Annotated in this window: 18 protein-coding genes, 1 tRNA gene and 1 riboswitch; of the genes, 12 read left to right on the plus strand and 7 right to left on the minus strand. The window is 44.5% G+C overall.

Annotated elements, in window-relative coordinates; translation table 11 throughout:
* Positions 1–3: 3 nt before the first annotated feature.
* Positions 4–1,041: a bifunctional heptose 7-phosphate kinase/heptose 1-phosphate adenyltransferase gene (locus KVG29_RS07155; RefSeq protein ID WP_252227557.1), complete on the plus strand. Its 1,038-nt coding sequence runs from the start codon at positions 4–6 to the stop codon at positions 1,039–1,041.
* Positions 1,038–1,850 carry an HAD family hydrolase gene (locus KVG29_RS07160; protein ID WP_252227558.1) on the plus strand — a complete coding sequence of 271 codons (813 nt, stop codon included), beginning with the start codon at positions 1,038–1,040 and terminating at the stop codon, positions 1,848–1,850. Before KVG29_RS07155 ends, KVG29_RS07160 begins: the two co-directional genes overlap by 4 nt.
* 365 nt (positions 1,851–2,215) lie before the next feature.
* On the opposite strand, the gene KVG29_RS07165 is transcribed toward KVG29_RS07160, so the two are convergent.
* From KVG29_RS07165 to KVG29_RS07175, 3 genes are all read right to left on the minus strand, one after another.
* Positions 2,216–2,704, minus strand: a complete 489-nt coding sequence (locus KVG29_RS07165; RefSeq protein ID WP_252227559.1) for an LURP-one-related/scramblase family protein — start codon at positions 2,702–2,704, stop codon at positions 2,216–2,218.
* A gap of 198 nt (positions 2,705–2,902) precedes the next feature.
* Positions 2,903–4,366 (minus strand): HAMP domain-containing sensor histidine kinase, encoded by a 1,464-nt coding sequence (locus KVG29_RS07170; protein ID WP_252227560.1) that lies wholly within the window; start codon positions 4,364–4,366, stop codon positions 2,903–2,905.
* Positions 4,363–5,064, minus strand: a complete 702-nt coding sequence (locus KVG29_RS07175; RefSeq protein ID WP_252227561.1) for a response regulator transcription factor — start codon at positions 5,062–5,064, stop codon at positions 4,363–4,365. The genes KVG29_RS07170 and KVG29_RS07175 overlap by 4 nt, the downstream gene beginning before the upstream one ends.
* 179 nt (positions 5,065–5,243) lie before the next feature.
* Here KVG29_RS07175 and tadA point away from each other — a divergent pair, with 179 nt between their 5' ends.
* Complete coding sequence (gene tadA, locus KVG29_RS07180) at positions 5,244–5,678, plus strand: tRNA adenosine(34) deaminase TadA (RefSeq protein WP_252227562.1); 435 nt, start codon at positions 5,244–5,246, stop codon at positions 5,676–5,678.
* A gap of 7 nt (positions 5,679–5,685) precedes the next feature.
* Positions 5,686–5,776 (plus strand) — tRNA-Ser (locus KVG29_RS07185).
* A 152-nt stretch (positions 5,777–5,928) separates the two neighbouring features.
* Here KVG29_RS07185 and KVG29_RS07190 read toward each other — a convergent pair.
* A complete protein-coding gene (locus KVG29_RS07190) occupies positions 5,929–6,279 on the minus strand; it encodes a hypothetical protein (RefSeq protein WP_252227563.1) in 351 nt (116 codons plus the stop codon).
* A gap of 163 nt (positions 6,280–6,442) precedes the next feature.
* Complete coding sequence (locus KVG29_RS07195) at positions 6,443–6,604, minus strand: hypothetical protein (RefSeq protein ID WP_252227564.1); 162 nt, start codon at positions 6,602–6,604, stop codon at positions 6,443–6,445.
* A riboswitch (SAM riboswitch) is annotated at positions 6,580–6,675 on the minus strand. (Overlaps the previous gene by 25 nt.)
* 322 nt (positions 6,676–6,997) lie before the next feature.
* Here KVG29_RS07195 and mutT point away from each other — a divergent pair.
* From mutT to tyrS, 6 genes are all read left to right on the plus strand, one after another.
* Positions 6,998–7,384, plus strand: a complete 387-nt coding sequence (mutT, locus tag KVG29_RS07200; RefSeq protein ID WP_252227565.1) for an 8-oxo-dGTP diphosphatase MutT — start codon at positions 6,998–7,000, stop codon at positions 7,382–7,384.
* A 31-nt stretch (positions 7,385–7,415) separates the two neighbouring features.
* Positions 7,416–8,486 carry an ADP-ribosylglycohydrolase family protein gene (locus tag KVG29_RS07205; protein ID WP_252227566.1) on the plus strand — a complete coding sequence of 357 codons (1,071 nt, stop codon included), beginning with the start codon at positions 7,416–7,418 and terminating at the stop codon, positions 8,484–8,486.
* Between the two features lie 111 nt (positions 8,487–8,597).
* Positions 8,598–9,380, plus strand: coding sequence for a hypothetical protein (locus KVG29_RS07210; protein WP_252227567.1), 783 nt, complete (start codon positions 8,598–8,600; stop codon positions 9,378–9,380).
* Between the two features lie 11 nt (positions 9,381–9,391).
* Positions 9,392–10,360: a PDDEXK family nuclease gene (locus KVG29_RS07215; protein ID WP_252227568.1), complete on the plus strand. Its 969-nt coding sequence runs from the start codon at positions 9,392–9,394 to the stop codon at positions 10,358–10,360.
* Positions 10,361–10,489: 129 nt separating this feature from the next.
* Positions 10,490–11,401, plus strand: coding sequence for a DUF368 domain-containing protein (locus KVG29_RS07220; protein WP_252227569.1), 912 nt, complete (start codon positions 10,490–10,492; stop codon positions 11,399–11,401).
* Between the two features lie 133 nt (positions 11,402–11,534).
* Positions 11,535–12,761 carry a tyrosine--tRNA ligase gene (tyrS, locus tag KVG29_RS07225; protein WP_252227570.1) on the plus strand — a complete coding sequence of 409 codons (1,227 nt, stop codon included), beginning with the start codon at positions 11,535–11,537 and terminating at the stop codon, positions 12,759–12,761.
* A 132-nt stretch (positions 12,762–12,893) separates the two neighbouring features.
* Here the strand turns inward: tyrS and KVG29_RS07230 are convergent, their stop codons facing one another.
* Positions 12,894–13,454: a helix-turn-helix domain-containing protein gene (locus KVG29_RS07230; protein WP_252227571.1), complete on the minus strand. Its 561-nt coding sequence runs from the start codon at positions 13,452–13,454 to the stop codon at positions 12,894–12,896.
* Positions 13,455–13,993: 539 nt separating this feature from the next.
* Between KVG29_RS07230 and tdh the strand changes: the two genes are divergently transcribed.
* Both tdh and KVG29_RS07240 read left to right on the plus strand, forming a co-directional pair.
* Positions 13,994–15,037 (plus strand): L-threonine 3-dehydrogenase, encoded by a 1,044-nt coding sequence (tdh, locus tag KVG29_RS07235; RefSeq protein WP_252227572.1) that lies wholly within the window; start codon positions 13,994–13,996, stop codon positions 15,035–15,037.
* 16 nt (positions 15,038–15,053) lie between these two features.
* Entirely contained in the window at positions 15,054–16,238 is a 1,185-nt protein-coding gene (locus KVG29_RS07240) for a glycine C-acetyltransferase (protein ID WP_252227573.1), read from the plus strand.
* A gap of 43 nt (positions 16,239–16,281) precedes the next feature.
* Here the strand turns inward: KVG29_RS07240 and KVG29_RS07245 are convergent, their stop codons facing one another.
* Positions 16,282–16,971, minus strand: coding sequence for a zinc metallopeptidase (locus KVG29_RS07245; RefSeq protein ID WP_420840537.1), 690 nt, complete (start codon positions 16,969–16,971; stop codon positions 16,282–16,284).
* Positions 16,972–17,217: the final 246 nt, after the last annotated feature.

The following is a 17,217-nucleotide window of genomic DNA, read 5'->3' on the forward strand; positions in this document are numbered from 1 at the left end:
TTAATGGTTGATACATATACCGGTTTTTCGTTTTCTAGTCTGGAGCATTTGTTGGGTGCCATTGGAAGCGTAAAGGTGGCGCTTATAGGGGATGCGTGTTTGGACGTTTACTGGGAAGCTGATATGACGCTGAGCGAGCTGTCGCGTGAAACGCCCCATTTTCCTTTGCCGGTTGTGGAAGAGCGAATGTCTGGTGGCGCAGGAGCCAATACAGCTTTGGATTTTGCGGCTTTAGGTGTGGCTTCAGTAAGTTTGATTTCGGCTATAGGTAAGGATTGGCGGGCTGATCAACTGTTAAAGGTTTTGCAGGCAGCCGGTGTGTCTACGGAGTATATCCTTTCATCCCCGGATTGGGTAACTCCAGCTTATTGTAAGCCCAGGCGCCATGGTATATCCGAAGTGGTCTATGAAGACCCGCGAATCGATTTTGAAAACAGGAAGCCATTGCCGGATGATATCGAAGTCGCTTTAATGGAGCGGTTGAGGGAAATAGCGCCTTTAGTTGACGTTATAGCCGTGGTGGATCAGCTGAAATATGGCGTCATTACAGAAAAAGTAATTCGTGAGATAGAGCATTTGGCTGTTCAAGGAAAATTAATAGTGGTGGATAGTAGGATGCGCATAGGGCGGTATAAAAGTGTGATAGTGAAGCCCAACGAAGTTGAAGCCATAAGAGCGGTGGAACCGCAGCTGGATCCGCGCAGGTGCAACAAGGAGGATTGGTACAGGGCAGCTAAGAAGCTGGCCGAACAGGTTGGAGGGCCGGTACTTATGACGGTGGGAGATAAAGGCGCTGTATGGGTGGAGAAAGGAGCTATTACTGAGATTCCCACAAAGCCGGTTGGGCCGCCCATCGATATTGTAGGGGCAGGTGATGCGTTTATGGCGGCTTTTTGTGCGGCTTTGGCAGCGGGTGCTACCGGCCCCGAGGCTGCTTATCTTGGCAACTTGGCGGCTGCAGTAACGGTGCGCAAGATAGGGATAACAGGTACTGCCAGCCCTGAGGAGATAAAACAAAGGTATATGGAGGTGAACCTGTGAGCGCAATCGAAATACTGGAATCTCTGCCTGAGTCAAGGATACGTATTGAAGCAGCGCTGTTTGATTTTGACGGTACTATATCAACGCTCAGACAGGGCTGGGAGACTGTAATGCGACCGCTGATGATAGAGATGATAAGCGGTCCCTATCCACCCGATGATAATTTGGTGAGAGAGGTTGAAGAATATATAGACGAATCCACAGGTATTCAGACTATATTTCAGATGCAATGGCTAGCTGAAGCGGTCAAGCGTTACGGCAGAAATCCTAAAGTGCACGATCCCTGGTGGTATAAGGCCGAATACAATCGCAGGCTTATGAATATGATTGAGGGGCGTATAAAGGCTTTGGAAGAAGGTGAGCAAAAGCCCGAGGACTATATGATATGTGGCATTAGGGATTTTTTGGAGGCACTTCGAGCGAGGGGTATAAAGCTTTTTGTGGCTAGCGGGACTGATCATCCCGATGTGGTTCGGGAGGTAAAAGCTTTGGGCTTGGCCAATTATTTTACAGAGATAGCGGGTGCACCATTGGGGCAAGCCAGCTGTTCCAAAGAAGCGGTTTTGCGTAGGTTGATCACCGAGCGCGGGCTGTGCGGGCAGCAGTTGCTGGTGGTGGGCGATGGCAAAGTGGAGATAGGATTGGGCCGAGAGGTGGGTGCTGTGACGCTGGGCGCCGCTACCGATGAAATAAACCGCAGGGGGATTAATGAGGTTAAGCGCAGGCGTTTGATGAAGGCCGGTGCACACGCCATAGTGGGGGATTTTGCAGATTATAAAGATATATTGAGGTGGCTGAAGCTGTTGTAACAGTGGGGAAAAGCGTTTTAGACGAAATCGATCCAGTTTGCACAAGCTGTTGATATGCTTTTCAAAATACTGTTTTAATTTTAACTGTTGAGACAAGTAGTTACTATGAAATTTCTCAAAAATAATATCTTTTACAAGGTGGAAATAAATTGCTAAAAATATGATGATATATTGTCTGGGTGATAGCAAATGTACATGCCTCAGAATAGCGGATGAGGCTGCCATTTGGGGGATAGTAAGTCGAAGGAGTGTGAACTCTCCGCTCCAAATTTTTTATAAAACTACCACCTATACAGGTGGGGGTAGTTCACAACGGTAAGGCTACTGTTGCTGGTATGCATTGGCATTGATGTTCCCCCTATTCATTACCGATTATTATGCCTGTCATCATGGAGTACCTGATCTATTACGATTACCAGGGTCAGTATGAAAGCGTAGTCCTCATCATCTACAATATCTACGCCGTAGGTATCTCCAAAAGACAGCCACCGCTTGGATACCTGTGCCACTTGCCTGCCGTTTTTGAGGATTGAGAAGTCCATGCCCCAAAAATTGCCCTGGATGGTGTAGTTCCCGTACGTGCTCCAGATACTAAACCGCGGCTTAAAAAAGGTAAATTCCTTTTTTACTGTTGCTACGGCTTGGCCCGACTTGTATATGGTATATTCGGGCAAGAGCCGTAGCAATTTTTGTTCGATGTAAAACAGCTCTTGACCCTGCATGTCGTAGATCCTCAGCTTATCTCCCAGGGCAAACACTTTGCCCCTTACTATAAAGCGATCATTCCCCTGGTCATCCTTAATGACGAAGTTATCTCCAAACGAGAATATTTTCTGTTTGACTAAAAATCGCATTTTAAGGCTCCTTTCTTAAATTTTTTAGTATTGAGCGTATATTGACTTATTGAGAGGTTTCGCAAAACAAATCTTTATAGATTATTAATGTTTTTGTTGAATGTTAATATTAATTAACGGAACAATTCGATAATATAAATATAAGCTTTACAGGCTATTTTAATACCGCTTTACATCATCAAAGGCACAAAATAATGTTCATTGGGTCAAACCGGCTTCAGTATGCTGACTGTTGATTATGGGGAGGGTAAAGTAGATGGTGGTGCCTTGCCCTTTGACACTCTCTGCCCATATCCTGCCGCTGTGTTCCTCGATTATGTGTTTGCATATTGCCAGGCCCAACCCGATGCCTCCGTAATTCTGCGAGCGGGATTTCTCTCCACGGTAAAAGCTTTCAAATATATGGGGGAGGTCTTCGGGGGAGATACCCTCTCCATTATCCTTAACGAAAACTTCAAGGGAAGTCCCTGAAACCCTGGAACCTATTATAATTTGCCCATCATTTGGTATGTACCGCCTGGAATTTTCAACTATGTTGTCTATAACCTGCGATATTCTTTTGCTATCTGCTTTGATATACACCTCGGGTAATGGGCGCTGCACTACGAGCTGGAATGAGCTGTTTTTGGCCTCAACCTCAATGGGCGAGAGTATCTCTTCCAGCATTATTCTGCTGTTTTGCACCTTGAAATCCATATGCAGTTTTCCTAGCTCAATCTGTGAAAAGTGGAAAAGGTCGTCTATCAGGCGGTCAAGCTTGTCTGTTTTGTCTTTTATTATGCTGAGATACCGGTTGAATTTTTCTGGATCCCGTGCTAACCCGTCCTGTAGCGCTTCCACATATCCTTTAATTGATGCAATGGGGGTGCGCAGGTCATGGGATATGCTGGCGATGATGGCCTTACGGGAATTCTCATACATGTTTTGTTTTTCCAGGGATTCCTTTAGCTTGCGCCTCATCAGCTCAAAGGCCTGACAGAGGCGTCCCAGCTCATCGTTTTTGCTGTATACTATAGTGAAATCGAGATTACCCTGGGATATGTTTTGTATGGCTGAATTCAGTTCGCTTAAAGGTACCAGGATGCTTCGCGAGATAAGCCAGGACAGCAGGATTATCAGTATCACGAGGGATGTCAGGCCCAGCATATAGCTTCCGCCTATATACAGAATCACTTTATGAAGCACTTTTGGAGGGAGCATATCCAGGTCATACTGGATTATTATGCTGCCCACTACTTTATCGTCGATCTTAACAGGGAAAGAGTACTGGTTCATGCCGTTTATGTCTTCTTCTAGATTTAAAGCAAAGCCGTCGGAGATCTTTACTTTGAGAATTCTGTTGTCGAGAGAGCCCTCCCTGTCTTCCGAGTCAAAGAGCAGCCGCCCGGAGCTGTCGATGACCTGCAACCTGCAGCCCGTTTCCCTGAGAACCGGGCTTACAATTGCATAAAATTGGTCATAATTCTGGATATTGAAATAGTTTTGTGTAACCAGATCTATAATTTTTTGGAACCTTAACTCTATCTTGGAAAACCTGATTATTTCGGGATCGGTCTTTATGTTTACGGTGGCCAGGTTTATAAATATTAGAGTGATGATGACAGGTATGGTTATAATGCTTAGAAAGGATAATATCAACTTTGTGCGAAAAGTGAACCTCATGTGTCCCCTCCTGTAAATTTGTAACCCACACCCCATACAGTTTGTATGTACACGGGGTTTGAGGGATCTTTCTCGATTTTTTCCCTTATCTTGCTTATGTGGACAGTAACGGTATTTATATCCCCGTATTCGTTATAACCCCATACGTGCTTGAATATCTCTTCTCGGGTAAACACCTGGTTGGGATGTAAGGCCAAAAACCTTAAGATTTCAAACTCCTTTGTGGATAAAGATACGGGTCGGCCTTCTACATATACGGTATGGCCGTTGAGGTCGATGAGTAGGTCATGGAATGACAGGACTTCAGCCTTCCTTGGGGCATATGTAAATTGCCTGTAGCGCCTCAACTGAGCTTTGACCCGTGCAACCAGCTCCTTTGGGCTAAAAGGTTTGGTTACATAGTCATCGGCTCCCAGACCCAGGCCCAGTATCTTGTCGGCATCGCTTTTTTTGGCGCTTAACATGATTATGGGAATGGCGGATTTGGCTCGTATGGCCTTGCACACTTCCATGCCGTCCAGCTTTGGCAGCATTATGTCCAAAATGGCTACATCAGGCTGGTGGTTATCGTATTTTTCAAGAGCCTCTTGTCCGTCAAAGGCCAGTATGACGTTGAAGCCGTCCAGTTCAAGATAATCCCTCACCAGCTCTGCAATTTCCTTTTCATCATCCACAACCAGTACGGTTTCCCTATGCATGCCCTTTCCCCCATCCCCCTGAAGGATTTATTATATTTTATCACATTTTGAGCACATTTTGGTTGGCGAACGTAAACAAAAGCACATATATTTTGTATATTGATTTTCTGAATACATTGTGCCATAATAATGAAGGAGCTGAGCGTTGACAGGGTGTGGTTTTATTGTTCCGGCGTTTTATGGAGCAAGCGCTGTTGGAGGCTCAAAAGGCGTACGATATGGATGAAGTCCCCATAGGTGCTGTTGTAGTGAAGGATGGGGAAATCATAGCCAGGGGGCATAACCTCAGGGAAACCGGTAGAGACCCCACCCTCCATGCGGAGATGGTTGCCATAAGGGAGGCAGCTCGGTATCTGGGCGGGTGGAGGTTGACAGGATGTGAATTATATGTTACTATAGAACCCTGTCCGATGTGCGCAGGGGCTATTATACAGGCCAGGATCCAAAGGGTTGTGTTTGGTGCAATGGATCCCAAGGCAGGTTGTGCTGGCAGCCTGTATAACCTTCTCCAGGACCCGCGGTTTAATCACCAGGTAGAAGTAGTGGGCGGTGTAATGGAGGAGGAATGCAGGCGGATAATGCAGGATTTTTTCAGAAAGAGAAGAGAAAAATAGGTGGTATGGAGAGATGGCCGAGTGGTTGAAGGCGCACGACTCGAAATCGTGTGTGCGTGATGAGCGCACCGTGGGTTCGAATCCCACTCTCTCCGCCAGAAAAAGAGCACCTCGCTTTAAGCCAGGAGGTGCTCTTTTATAAATTTTTGTGAGTTGGCGGCTTATTATGTAGCTTATTTATAAAGTTGTTGGCTGATTTATATTTAAGATGGATATGGGAAGTGTCTAAGCCAGAATTGATAGAAGTAGGTTATTTTATGCGCTTTAAGTTGAGTCGCCTTTTCAATCTTTCCAGAGCGCTGATGTTTTCATCCAGGAGGGGTTTTACGAATTTCTCGTACCTTTCCTTTTTGAATGCCTCCAGCTCTTCGGGGGTCATATCCTTTATGACCTCTTCCAACGTTCGCCCCTTTATCCCTTGTTTTTCCAATTCTTCATGTTCGATTTTCCTTATTTCATCCGATTCCTTTTTCATAGCATCCAGCAGGGCTTCCATGGCTTCCTCGAAAGTATCATGCTCAGATAGTATCATCGCTACCCGATATTTTTTCCCGCACACAGGAATGATGGTATATGCATGCCCCGTTTTCCTTATATTCATGGTGATTACCTCCTCTTTCATAAAACTTTGCCTGTGTTTTACTTATGAAAAACAAAAACGTAGGGTACAGAAAACAGTCTGTTTTGAGGGTAAAACTCGCTAGGACCATCCGGTCAAAATATGTAACGCTATTTTTTAGATTTTGATGGCAAAGCAGCGTGACTTAAAAAGCACATGCATGCATAGATATGAAGTTGTAGTGGACAGACGTGGTGGTGCGACAGTAAACAGCATGACAAATATAAAAGCCTTCTTGCCGCTCACCCGACAAGAAGGCTATCATTCGCTCATCCGACCACCTCCTTATCGATGTTGGCTTTACCACCTTACAGCCTCCTGGCTGCAGGTTGGTACAGGGTCATCGAGCCAACTCTCTACCCTGACTCTTGATAAGGCGGCTTAATGTTACGATAAGAAGTTTTTTAATTTTTGATGATTTACGTCTCTATTTTAGCATGTATTGACATATTGTTCAACTAAAAATTTCAATAAGTCCAAAAGTCTAAAAGGATTGAAAAGGTTTTTAAGACATCGGGGAGGAAGAATGCGTAAGGTAAAGTTTAAAAGAAGAAAAATCTATAATGTGTTTACAATATGATAAAAACCATGTGAATTTATGGTATAATTTAGCTGGATATTTTAATTTTTATGCATGATTTTGTCTTTTATGGCGAATTCAATATCGAGAAGACCTTTTTGTAGGCAGGTGACAATAACGGTGAAGGACGTTGCTGCAGCCATCATCATAAAAAACAATAAAATACTTATAGCCCAACGAGCAGAAGGGCAAAAGCTGGCAGGCAAGTGGGAGTTCCCCGGCGGGAAAATCGAGGACGGGGAAACGCCAGAGGAGTGTTTAAAGCGCGAAATCAAGGAAGAGCTTGATATAGATATCGAAGTGGATGGGTTTTTTGGTGAGAGCGTATACACCTACGGTACCGAAACTATAAGTCTGATTGCATATAAAGCCCGTTTTAAAGGCGGTCAATGCAAATTGAAGGTACACAGCCGCGCGGAGTGGGTTGAACCGCATGAGCTTGTGAATTATGATTTCGCGCCTGCGGATGTCCCTTTTGTGGAGAAGTTGAGGGAGAACTTGTTGTAGATTAGGCAATACAGCTTGGGAGGTAAAAGCTATGAAAAGGGATAGGGACCATTTCAGGGGTTGTTTGCTGGGCGGAGCAGTTGGCGACGCTTTGGGGTGGCCTGTAGAGTTTATGCATACAAATGAGATAAAGAGGAAATACGGTGAAGACGGTATTACCGACCTTGTTGTGGGTATAAGCGGTAAAGCCCAGATCACCGACGATACGCAGATGACGCTGTTTACTGCCGAGGGCATACTCCTGGCAGAAGCTGCGCGGAGGGCCAGAGGCAATTGTGATGCTACTACATCTGTGTATCGTGCTTATTTAAGGTGGTCGCACACACAGGAATATTTTGAAGTCCCAGTGAACGGCTTAATTGATGGACTTTATGAAGGTATATATAATGGTTGGCTGTATAGTGTAAAAGAGCTTCATTCGAGGAGGGGGCCTGGCAATACCTGTTTATCAGCGTTATCGAGCGGTAAGCGGGGTACTATTGATAATCCCATTAACAACAGCAAAGGATGTGGTGGAGTGATGCGGGTTGCGCCGGCAGGTTTGTTTTATCCAAAGGATGAGGCTTTTGAGAAGGCGGCCGAGTTTGCAGCCATCACCCACGGTCATCCATCTGGTTATTTGTCCGCCGGTGCCCTGGCTTACATGATTGCCTTGATTATAGAAGGAGAAGATATTGAAGCAGTGGTAAAGGCTGCTATTGAGAAGCTGAAAGGGTATAGGGGAAGTGAGGAATGCCTCCGAAGTTTGAACAGGGCTCTTGAACTATCAAAAAGCGATATATCCGATATAGATGCCATTTCACAGCTTGGTGAAGGCTGGGTTGGCGAGGAGGCTTTGGGGATAGCAACATATTGTGCATTGAAATACAGGGATGATTTCAAGAAAGCATTGATTGCTGCAGTAAACCACGATGGAGACAGCGATAGTACCGGTGCCATAACCGGCAGTATATTAGGGGCATATCTGGGATTGAGCCGTATTCCTGCCGAGTGGATCGAGAAGGTCGAGTTGAAAGATGTTATATTGCAAATAGCGGATGATTTGCTGGACGGGTACAGGGATGACGAGGATTGGAGCAGGCGGTATTGTGTAGGGTATTAGAATAGCTTTAAAAAATACAGTCTGGAAATAATTGTTGTTTGATTTTAATAACTGGTTTATGTTTGTCACATGGGGAAGTTGGCGCTTTGCAGAGTAGGAGGAGTAAAGCTTATGACAGATTGTGTGAAATGCCCAAAATGCGGTTCCACAGATTGCGGGGAAATTATATATGGCTTGCCGACCTATGAGCTTTTCAAGAGGGCTGAAGCCGGAGAGGTAAAACTGGGTGGCTGCGTCATCATGGAAGATAGCCCGGATTATTTTTGCAGAAATTGCGGGCATGAGTGGAAAAAGGATTGGTTACCTATGACAATTAACTTTGATAAAATTTTTCATAGTGGAGACCCAGTAAGAGATAAATTTCTCTCACGCCTTTTCGGTATATTTGGTGAAGAACTTGTTAGATACTGGTGTAGTTGTCCTCAAGCACCTTATGAAGATCTGGGACGGCCTACCGTGTATGCTCCCGGCGAAATGCGAGGACATACTCTCGATTTCACTCTTTGCCATCGAAAAACCGGTAAAGTTTTTGTGGCCGAGGTGAAGTGCGAGCTGGAATTTCAAAATTACAGATATTTACGCCTCACTGATGCATGGCAGCTTGAACATCATCGAAATACGGCTTTTTTGAAATTTTTGCACTTGGCAAGATATCCTGAATCATATAAGGTTAAGGCAAGGGGTCACGAGGTTCGTGTGGATGGAGCCGTGCTAATCTGGGGTTCAATAACTCCTGAGGGACGACGGACAGTGATCGAAAAATACGGTTTTGCCGATGTGCTTTCGGTGGAGATGATGGCAAATGACCTGCGCATGTGGAACCCAGCAGGGTGGAGCGAAAAGATAACCCAGCTCAGACAATGGAGCAACGAGCTTTTCGATAGCTTTTTGTAGGAGGTTTTGATATGGCATATTTCCTAATTTCTGTCTCTAATAAAACGAATTTGGATTTATGTATAAAATATGCACTGGCAGGTTTTACGAATAGCATCAATGGCTTGTGGACTTTTATGGAAATTCAGGAAGGCGATTTTGTGTCATTTTTGTATGGTGCAAAAGTTTATAATCTATATAAGGTTAGAAAAAAGGAGGCTTTGAAGAACGCCCATGAACTTCCTCCATGGCCGCCAATTACTTTTAGCTCCGGAAAGACGTATTATTTTCCTTTTCGGCTTTACTTGGAGCCGATTCGTCAATTTGTTGAATCGATGGTTAAACCAGAATTTGCATATGTAGCTGAAAATCTACTATTAAGAGGTGGCTATCGAAAGACACATTTTCAAGCTGATCAGACTACTTTGCAATCAGTATCTCAAATGGGTCAAATTTACACCAAACCGCTTGATCAATTGATGATAGATGGTTACGAAACATTTATTCCTGCCATCGTATGGGATAAAAAGCTTCAAATGGCACCGGAGATTTTCTATTTCCAAGAAATTATTCTTCAGTCTTTGATAAGACAGCATTTATCAGAGAATGAAAATCTCCAAGCTTTGTTTGAGGGTTTCAAGTTAACTGGTTTCCGTGCTGAGGATTTTGAAGTTCTCGGTGAAAAAGCTTTAGCTGAAGGGCATGTTGACATTCTTATAAAGAATCGTGTGCCTGTGGGTTATTCTAAGAAAATCATTTTGGAAGTGAAGACCGGCGATGCGAAAGAAAAGGATATTGAACAATTGGAAAGTTATATTAAGGAAATGGGAGAAGAATGTGTTGCTGGGGCGTTGATAGCCAGGAAATTTTCAAAAAAAGTCAAACATCAATGTGAGCGTAAGGGGATAAAACCTGTTGTATACGCTTTTGAACAGACTGATAGATCTTCTAAGTATTATATAGAAGACCTAAAACAAAAACTTCAACTTTTTGTGCTTTAACTAAAAAACTAAAAAGGACAAATTTCATGTAATTTACTGGTAATATTTTTGAATTTGAAGGCTGGCCTAAATGCCAATTTTCTGTTAATATAAAAATAAAAAACCAATAGAAAGAAGTGATATAGCGGCATGGGGAATATTAAATTTCCAGCTTTAAATTTTCCTGTTGGGTTGTGGGCCCTGCGGATTATACAGGGTGCACTGGTAGGGAGCAGTGCTATATTACCGGGTATTAGCGGTGGCGTTCTGTGCGTAGCTTTCGGTATATACCAGCCCATGATCGCATTGCTTTCGCATCCTATACGATCTTTGATTATGTATTATAGATTGTTCATACCCATTATGATAGGATGGGCCATAGGTTTTTTGGGGCTTGCAAGGGCTGTAGAGGTGTTGTTCAATACGTCTTCCGCATTGGCGGCTTCTCTGTTTGTGGGCCTGATTGGCGGAATGTTTCCTTCGCTGTTTCGTGAGGCGGAAAAAAAGAGCACGGGTGCCGTCTCGTGGTCGTATTTTGTGATAAGCTTGATCACCTTTTATGCGTTTTTGCTGTCTCTGAAAGCAGAAAAACCCATTGAAATTACGCCCAATGCAGGATGGTATTTTCTGTGCGGCGTAATATGGGGATTGAGCATAATAATACCCGGCTTGAGTTCATCCTCCATACTCATATTCCTGGGGCTTTATCAGCCGATGGCAGCCGGGATCGCTGATATGAAAATGGATGTTATTTTGCCTCTGCTTGTGGGTATTGCGTTGTCGGCTGTGCTTTTAGCCCGGTTTGTCCATTTTCTGCTGGAGAGATACCGAGAGTTTATCACCCATATCATTCTGGGTATCGTTGTGGCTTCGACGCTTTTGATCATTCCCGCTAATTTTTCGAGCACAGGGCAGCTTGTATTGAGCGTCGTATTTTTCCTGGTTGGTTATGTTATCTCCATGGGAATGGAAAGGTTAAGCGCTGTTGCCGGCAAAAAAGCTGATGAGACATTGCTTAGCGTCAAATCCAAAAGAATGAAGGTACGCAAAGCAAATTACTAGCATCAAGATGTTTGAATTTAACCTGGTGCTTGAATTTCTGCGTTTTATAAGTTAAAATGTTGTGAAAAGCTAACTGTTGAGCGAGAAAATTACTAAAATAAACAAAAATATTACACAGGTTGGAGGAATCGAAGTGGCAAACATTTATGATGTATTAAAAGAAAGAGGGTACATCGCACAGGTTACCCACGAGGAAGAGGTAAGGGAGCTGCTGGGACGGGAACCCGTTACTTTTTACATAGGCTTTGATCCAACGGCTGACAGCCTGCACGTGGGACATTTTATCCAAATCATGGTAATGACGCACATGCAGCGGGCCGGCCACAGGCCTATTGCCCTTATCGGTGGCGGTACTGCCATGGTAGGTGACCCCAGCGGCCGTACCGATATGCGCGAGATGATGAGCGCAGAGACTATTGCAAAGAATGCCGAGGCTTTTAAAAAGCAGCTCTCCAGATTCCTGGATTTTTCTGAAGGCAAAGCTATTATGGTTAACAATGCCGACTGGTTGCTTAACCTTAACTATATACAGTTTTTAAGGGAGATAGGCGTGCATTTTTCGGTAAACCGCATGTTGACTGCTGAGTGCTTTAAAGCCCGATTAGAGCGCGGTTTGTCCTTCCTGGAATTCAATTACATGCTGATGCAGAGCTATGACTTCCTTGAGCTTTACAGGAGGTATGGCTGCCGTCTTCAAATGGGTGGAGATGACCAGTGGTCCAACATATTGGCAGGAGTTGACCTCATTCGCAGGGTGGAAGGAGCGGAGGCGTACGGCATCACCTTTACCCTGCTTACCACCAGCGATGGGCAGAAGATGGGCAAGACCAGGGCAGGGGCTATATGGCTTGATCCCAATAAGACCAGCCCGTACGATTTCTATCAATACTGGAGGAATATAGCCGATGCGGATGTGAGAAAGTGCCTTGCGCTTCTCACGTTCTTGCCCATGGAAGAGGTAAACCGCCTGGCAAGCCTTCCGGGCGAGAGGATAAACGAGGCAAAGAAAGTATTGGCGTATGAGGTCACCAAGAACGTGCACGGTGAAGAAGAAGCGCGAAAGGCGCAGATGGCTGCCGAGGCTCTCTTTGGTAGTGGCGGGGATTTGGATGCCGTGCCCACAACTGAGATAACGATGGAGGAGTACAGGCAAAATTCCAACGTGATTGATTTGTTGTACAGCATAGGGTTTATCCCGTCCAAGGGTGAAGGCAGACGTCTGGTTGCACAGGGCGGGCTTTATATAAACGGCGAAAGGGTGGACAGCATCGAACGCCAGCTGACCGAACAGGATCTGCGAGATGGCAGCTTGCTGGTACGCAAGGGCAAAAAGGCGTATCACAGGATAGTGGTGAAATAGGGTTGTTTTGTGCTAAGCAAAGTTACGTTGAGGAATAGTCATTAATCGTAAAAGCAGAAAACCGCTCCTTAAGAGAGCGGTTTTTCTTTTGACCAGGTACAAATGCTATATGTAGAAGCAATGATGTCAAAACTATTGGGGGAACCACACTACCAGATAAGCTTTTGCTTCCTGGTCTGTTAAATTCTCTATGATGTGTTCCCTGTCGGCCTTGTATCTTCCCGTGTCTCCTTCGTTTAATATAGCTGAACTTTCACCTGCGGTAACCTTGAATCTTCCGGTGATGACGGTTAAAAATTCTTCGGCGTTGGGAAAATGTGGCTTTGAATGGAGTTTGCCCCTGGGTTTAAAAGTCATATCATAGAGTTCAAGGTTGTCTATCATGTGTACGGGTGAATTTACGCGTATAAGGCAGGAACGATCCTCTGAATAGAAGATAGGTGCATCATCCCTTCTCAGCACTTCTATCTGTGAAACAGACTGGGTCTTTAACAGGTATTCCATAGGTATATTTAGAGCATTGGCGATCTTCCACAATGTAACTACTGTGGGGTTGGTCTTTTCCTGTTCAATTTGAGAAAGCATGGATTTGGATACCCCTGACCTCTTGGCCAGTTCATCCATGCTCATCCCTTTTTGCTTTCTGTAGTTGGCAATGTTTTTCCCAATGGCCGGTGGTTGCCTTTTGTCCATTGTAAACTCCCCACCTTATAAACAAAATAGTTTGATCATTTTGTTGATCAAAACGAACCTGGCGTCAGTGCAGTTGAAAAAGAAGCTAATGCATACTTTAACGGTTTTGAGGCGATCATACCCCAAATTAAAAGTTAGGTACTGCTTTGTCAAGCAACATTTAAACGAGTGAATTTTTTGCAGCTAAATCATTTTTGTTTTCGGTTTATAGCGGCAATTGTATTATAGACCTGTCTGCCACAGAGGTCAACTATTGAAATTTAAGAATTTTTTGGATTGACAGAGCATAGTTTATTTAATATAATAAACTCAAAGTTCTATATATTAAACAAGCTTTGTAAATGTAACTGCTAACTATTTCTATAATGAATACTCTCGAAAAGTAGCTGAGCAACATAGGCACAACGATTGATTTTGTAGAGCAACCTTGCAGAATAATTATGGGGTGAAGTCCCAAGACCGAACCTGCAAACAAGCTAAAATAAGGCTCTCAGACTTTTCGAGAGCGTACTATAATCTCTGTGGGGGGAGGAATTGAGATGTCCGCAATGAATGTTGTAAAAAAGCAAGGGCCCGGCCGGGGGATAGAGATCACCACTGATGCCATTCCTGAACCTGCTCCCGGTGAGGTGCTTATTAAGGTAAACATTGCTGGAATTTGTGGTACTGATTTGCATATTTACAGGTGGGATGCCTGGGCGGAGAGCAGAGTTAAACCTCCCCTCATTATAGGTCATGAGTTCATTGGGACGATATATGCGCTGGGCAAAAATGTGAAGCATTTACGGATAGGGCAAAGGGTATCAGCTGAAGGGCATATAACGTGTGGTCATTGTAAGTATTGCAGAAATGGTCAGGGGCATATTTGCAAGGATGTGAAGATACTCGGTGTTGATAGAAATGGCTGTTTTGCTGAGTTCGTATGCGTTCCTGCCGAGAACGTCTGGCCGGTACATCCTGATATTCCCGACTTTTATGGTGCTTTATTTGATCCGCTGGGAAACGCTATGCACACCGTTATGGCTCAGCCGGTAAGCATGAAGAACGTTCTCATAACTGGCGCAGGTTCCATAGGGCTTTTCGCTATTCCCATCGCTAAAGAAAGTGGGGCCAAAAAGGTTATAGTGGTGGAGCCAAACCCTTTTAAAAGGGAGATTGCCCTTAAGGTAGGCGCTGATCATGTCTTGGATTTTTATGACTCAGATATCAGGCGAAAGATTCTGGATTACACTGATGGACTGGGGCCGGATGTTTTTCTTGAAATGAGCGGGAATGGCCAATCATTAAGGTTGGGCTTGGAGCTTTTAAGCAATGGTGGCGAGGTCAGCTTGCTTGGCATTCCGCCCCGTGAAGTGGAACTCAATCTGGCCGAACAGATAATATTCAAGGGGATCACCATACGTGGTATTACAGGACGAAGGATGTTTGAAACCTGGTATCAATGCGAGAGCTTTCTTTTGAAAAATGGCAAGGTGATAGATCCCATTATTACCCATGTGCTGGATTTTGAGGATGTAGAGAAGGGGTTTATGGAGATGGAGGCAAATAAAGCAATAAAAGTTTTGCTCAAGGTTTCAAAATAAAAGGGAGGTGTTTTTTATGAGCAGCCGGCTTTATGAGAGAATTAAAACTCAGCTTGATTCATTGAGGAAAGAGGGGACATACAAGGAGTATCAGTATCTTGTATCATCAGTAGGCGGCAGAAGTACCATTGAAAAATATGGCGATGTTGTTATGCTGTGTTCAAACAATTACCTGGGGTTGGCGGATCATCCTCAGCTTATTGAGAAAGGGATCGAAGCGCTCAAGAAGTACGGGACAGGAGCGGCCAGCGTTAGATTTATTTGCGGAACATACGATATACACCGGTCTTTGGAAAATAAGGTGGCAGAATTTCTTCATACTGAGGCAGCGTTAACGTATACCTCTTGCTGGAGTGCCAATACGGCTGTTATTCCAGCTCTGTTGAATGAGGGGGATGCTGTGATATCTGACGAATTAAACCATGCCAGCATTATAGATGGGTGCAGGCTGGTCTCAAAAGGTGTACAACGTTTGGTGTACCGCCATGCGGATTTGAATTCACTTGAAGAAAAGCTAAAAGAAGTCACTTCAGGGGGCGGTGTGGCACTTATTGTTACTGATGGGGTTTTTTCTATGGAAGGGGATATTGCACCTCTGCCTGGCATTGTAGAGCTGGCAAGGAAATACGATGCTGTTGTTATGGTGGATGATTCCCATGCAACAGGCGTTATTGGCGATACTGGTCGTGGTACTGCGGAATATTACAATATGCTTGGTCAAGTTGATATTATAACCGGTACGTTTGGCAAGGCTCTGGGAGGAGCAGGAGGAGGCTTTGTTGCAGGACGAAAAGAAGTTATCGATTTATGCATACAACGGTCAAGGCCCCATTTATTTTCCAATTCATTGCCACCTGTGCTGGCTGCTATTGCTCTTGCAGCCCTAGAATATTTAGAAGAGCATCCTGAGAAGGTGCGTTCACTGCGCCAAAAAGTGAAGTATTTTAGGGAGCAACTGAAGAAAGCCGGCATCGCAGCGCTTGAGGGTGATAGCGCCATCATTCCAATTATGATCTATGACACAGCAAAAGCTATGAGGATTGCTGCCAGGATGCTGGAAGAAGGGGTATATGTAGTGGGATTTGGATATCCAGTGGTTCCTGAAGGTCAGGCCAGAATAAGGATTCAGGTATCGGATGCCTTGACCTATGATGATATTGATTATTCTATTGAGGTGTTGAAAAGGGTTTTGCGTGAATAAAACTAAGTCGGGGCGAAAGCCCCGACTTTTCATTTTCTTAATTTTAATCATCCCTTCTGCCGAAGAATCCTGATATCAGCATGAGCCTGAGCAATTGTAGCACCGCTGTCAGAGTAGCTGCCACGTAGGTGAGAGCTGCAGCGCTCAGCACTTTTCGTGTATGCGGTGTCTCCTCTCTGGTGAGGTACCCTCCTACTTCCAGCGCTTCAATGGCTCTGCTGCTTGCGTTGTATTCTACAGGGAGAGTGACCAGCTGAAACAGTACAGCTGCGCTGAAGGCTATAACTCCTATTTGAGCCAGTTCTCTGAGCCCAAAGACCAGTCCTAAGAACAACAGCGGAAATGCTAGCTGCGAACCGATAGCAGCAACCGGTACGATAAGCGTGCGGATATTAAAAGGTACGTACCCATATTGATGCTGTATTACATGCCCCGCTTCGTGTGCTGCCACTCCCAAGGCTGCCAGAGAGCTGGAGTTGTATACTTGAGGAGAAAGCCTTAATACCTTGTTGTGCGGATCATAGTGGTCTGTAAGTATGCCAGGCGTCAGCTCAACTCTTACATCGTAAATCCTGTTGTCGCGGAGGATCTCTCGAGCTACCTCGGCGCCTGTCAGCCCGCTGCGTGCAGGGATACTAGAGTACTTGGCAAAGGTGCTTTGCACTTTGAATTGGGCATACATCGCCAGCAAGATTGCTGGGAGAAGCAGTATCATGGTAGGATCGTACCACAAAAACGGCATATGCCTCAGCTCCTTTCGGATATCTGTCTTCTTATGGAACAGGCATCTATTGGTTTTGTCAGCAATATATTATCATATTCAGAAACAAAAGTCAATAAAGGTCAAAAATTTTCAGCCATGAGGAGTAAATTTTTTAACAATACCATATAATAACATTTTGCCTTAATTTTCTATGTTAAATATTTCCAGTATATTTCTCTCTCTTTTACGCCAAAAAGACCGGCTAAGGTTCATCCT

Source organism: Caldicoprobacter algeriensis (assembly GCF_023838525.1).
Classification (GTDB): domain Bacteria; phylum Bacillota; class Clostridia; order Caldicoprobacterales; family Caldicoprobacteraceae; genus Caldicoprobacter; species Caldicoprobacter algeriensis.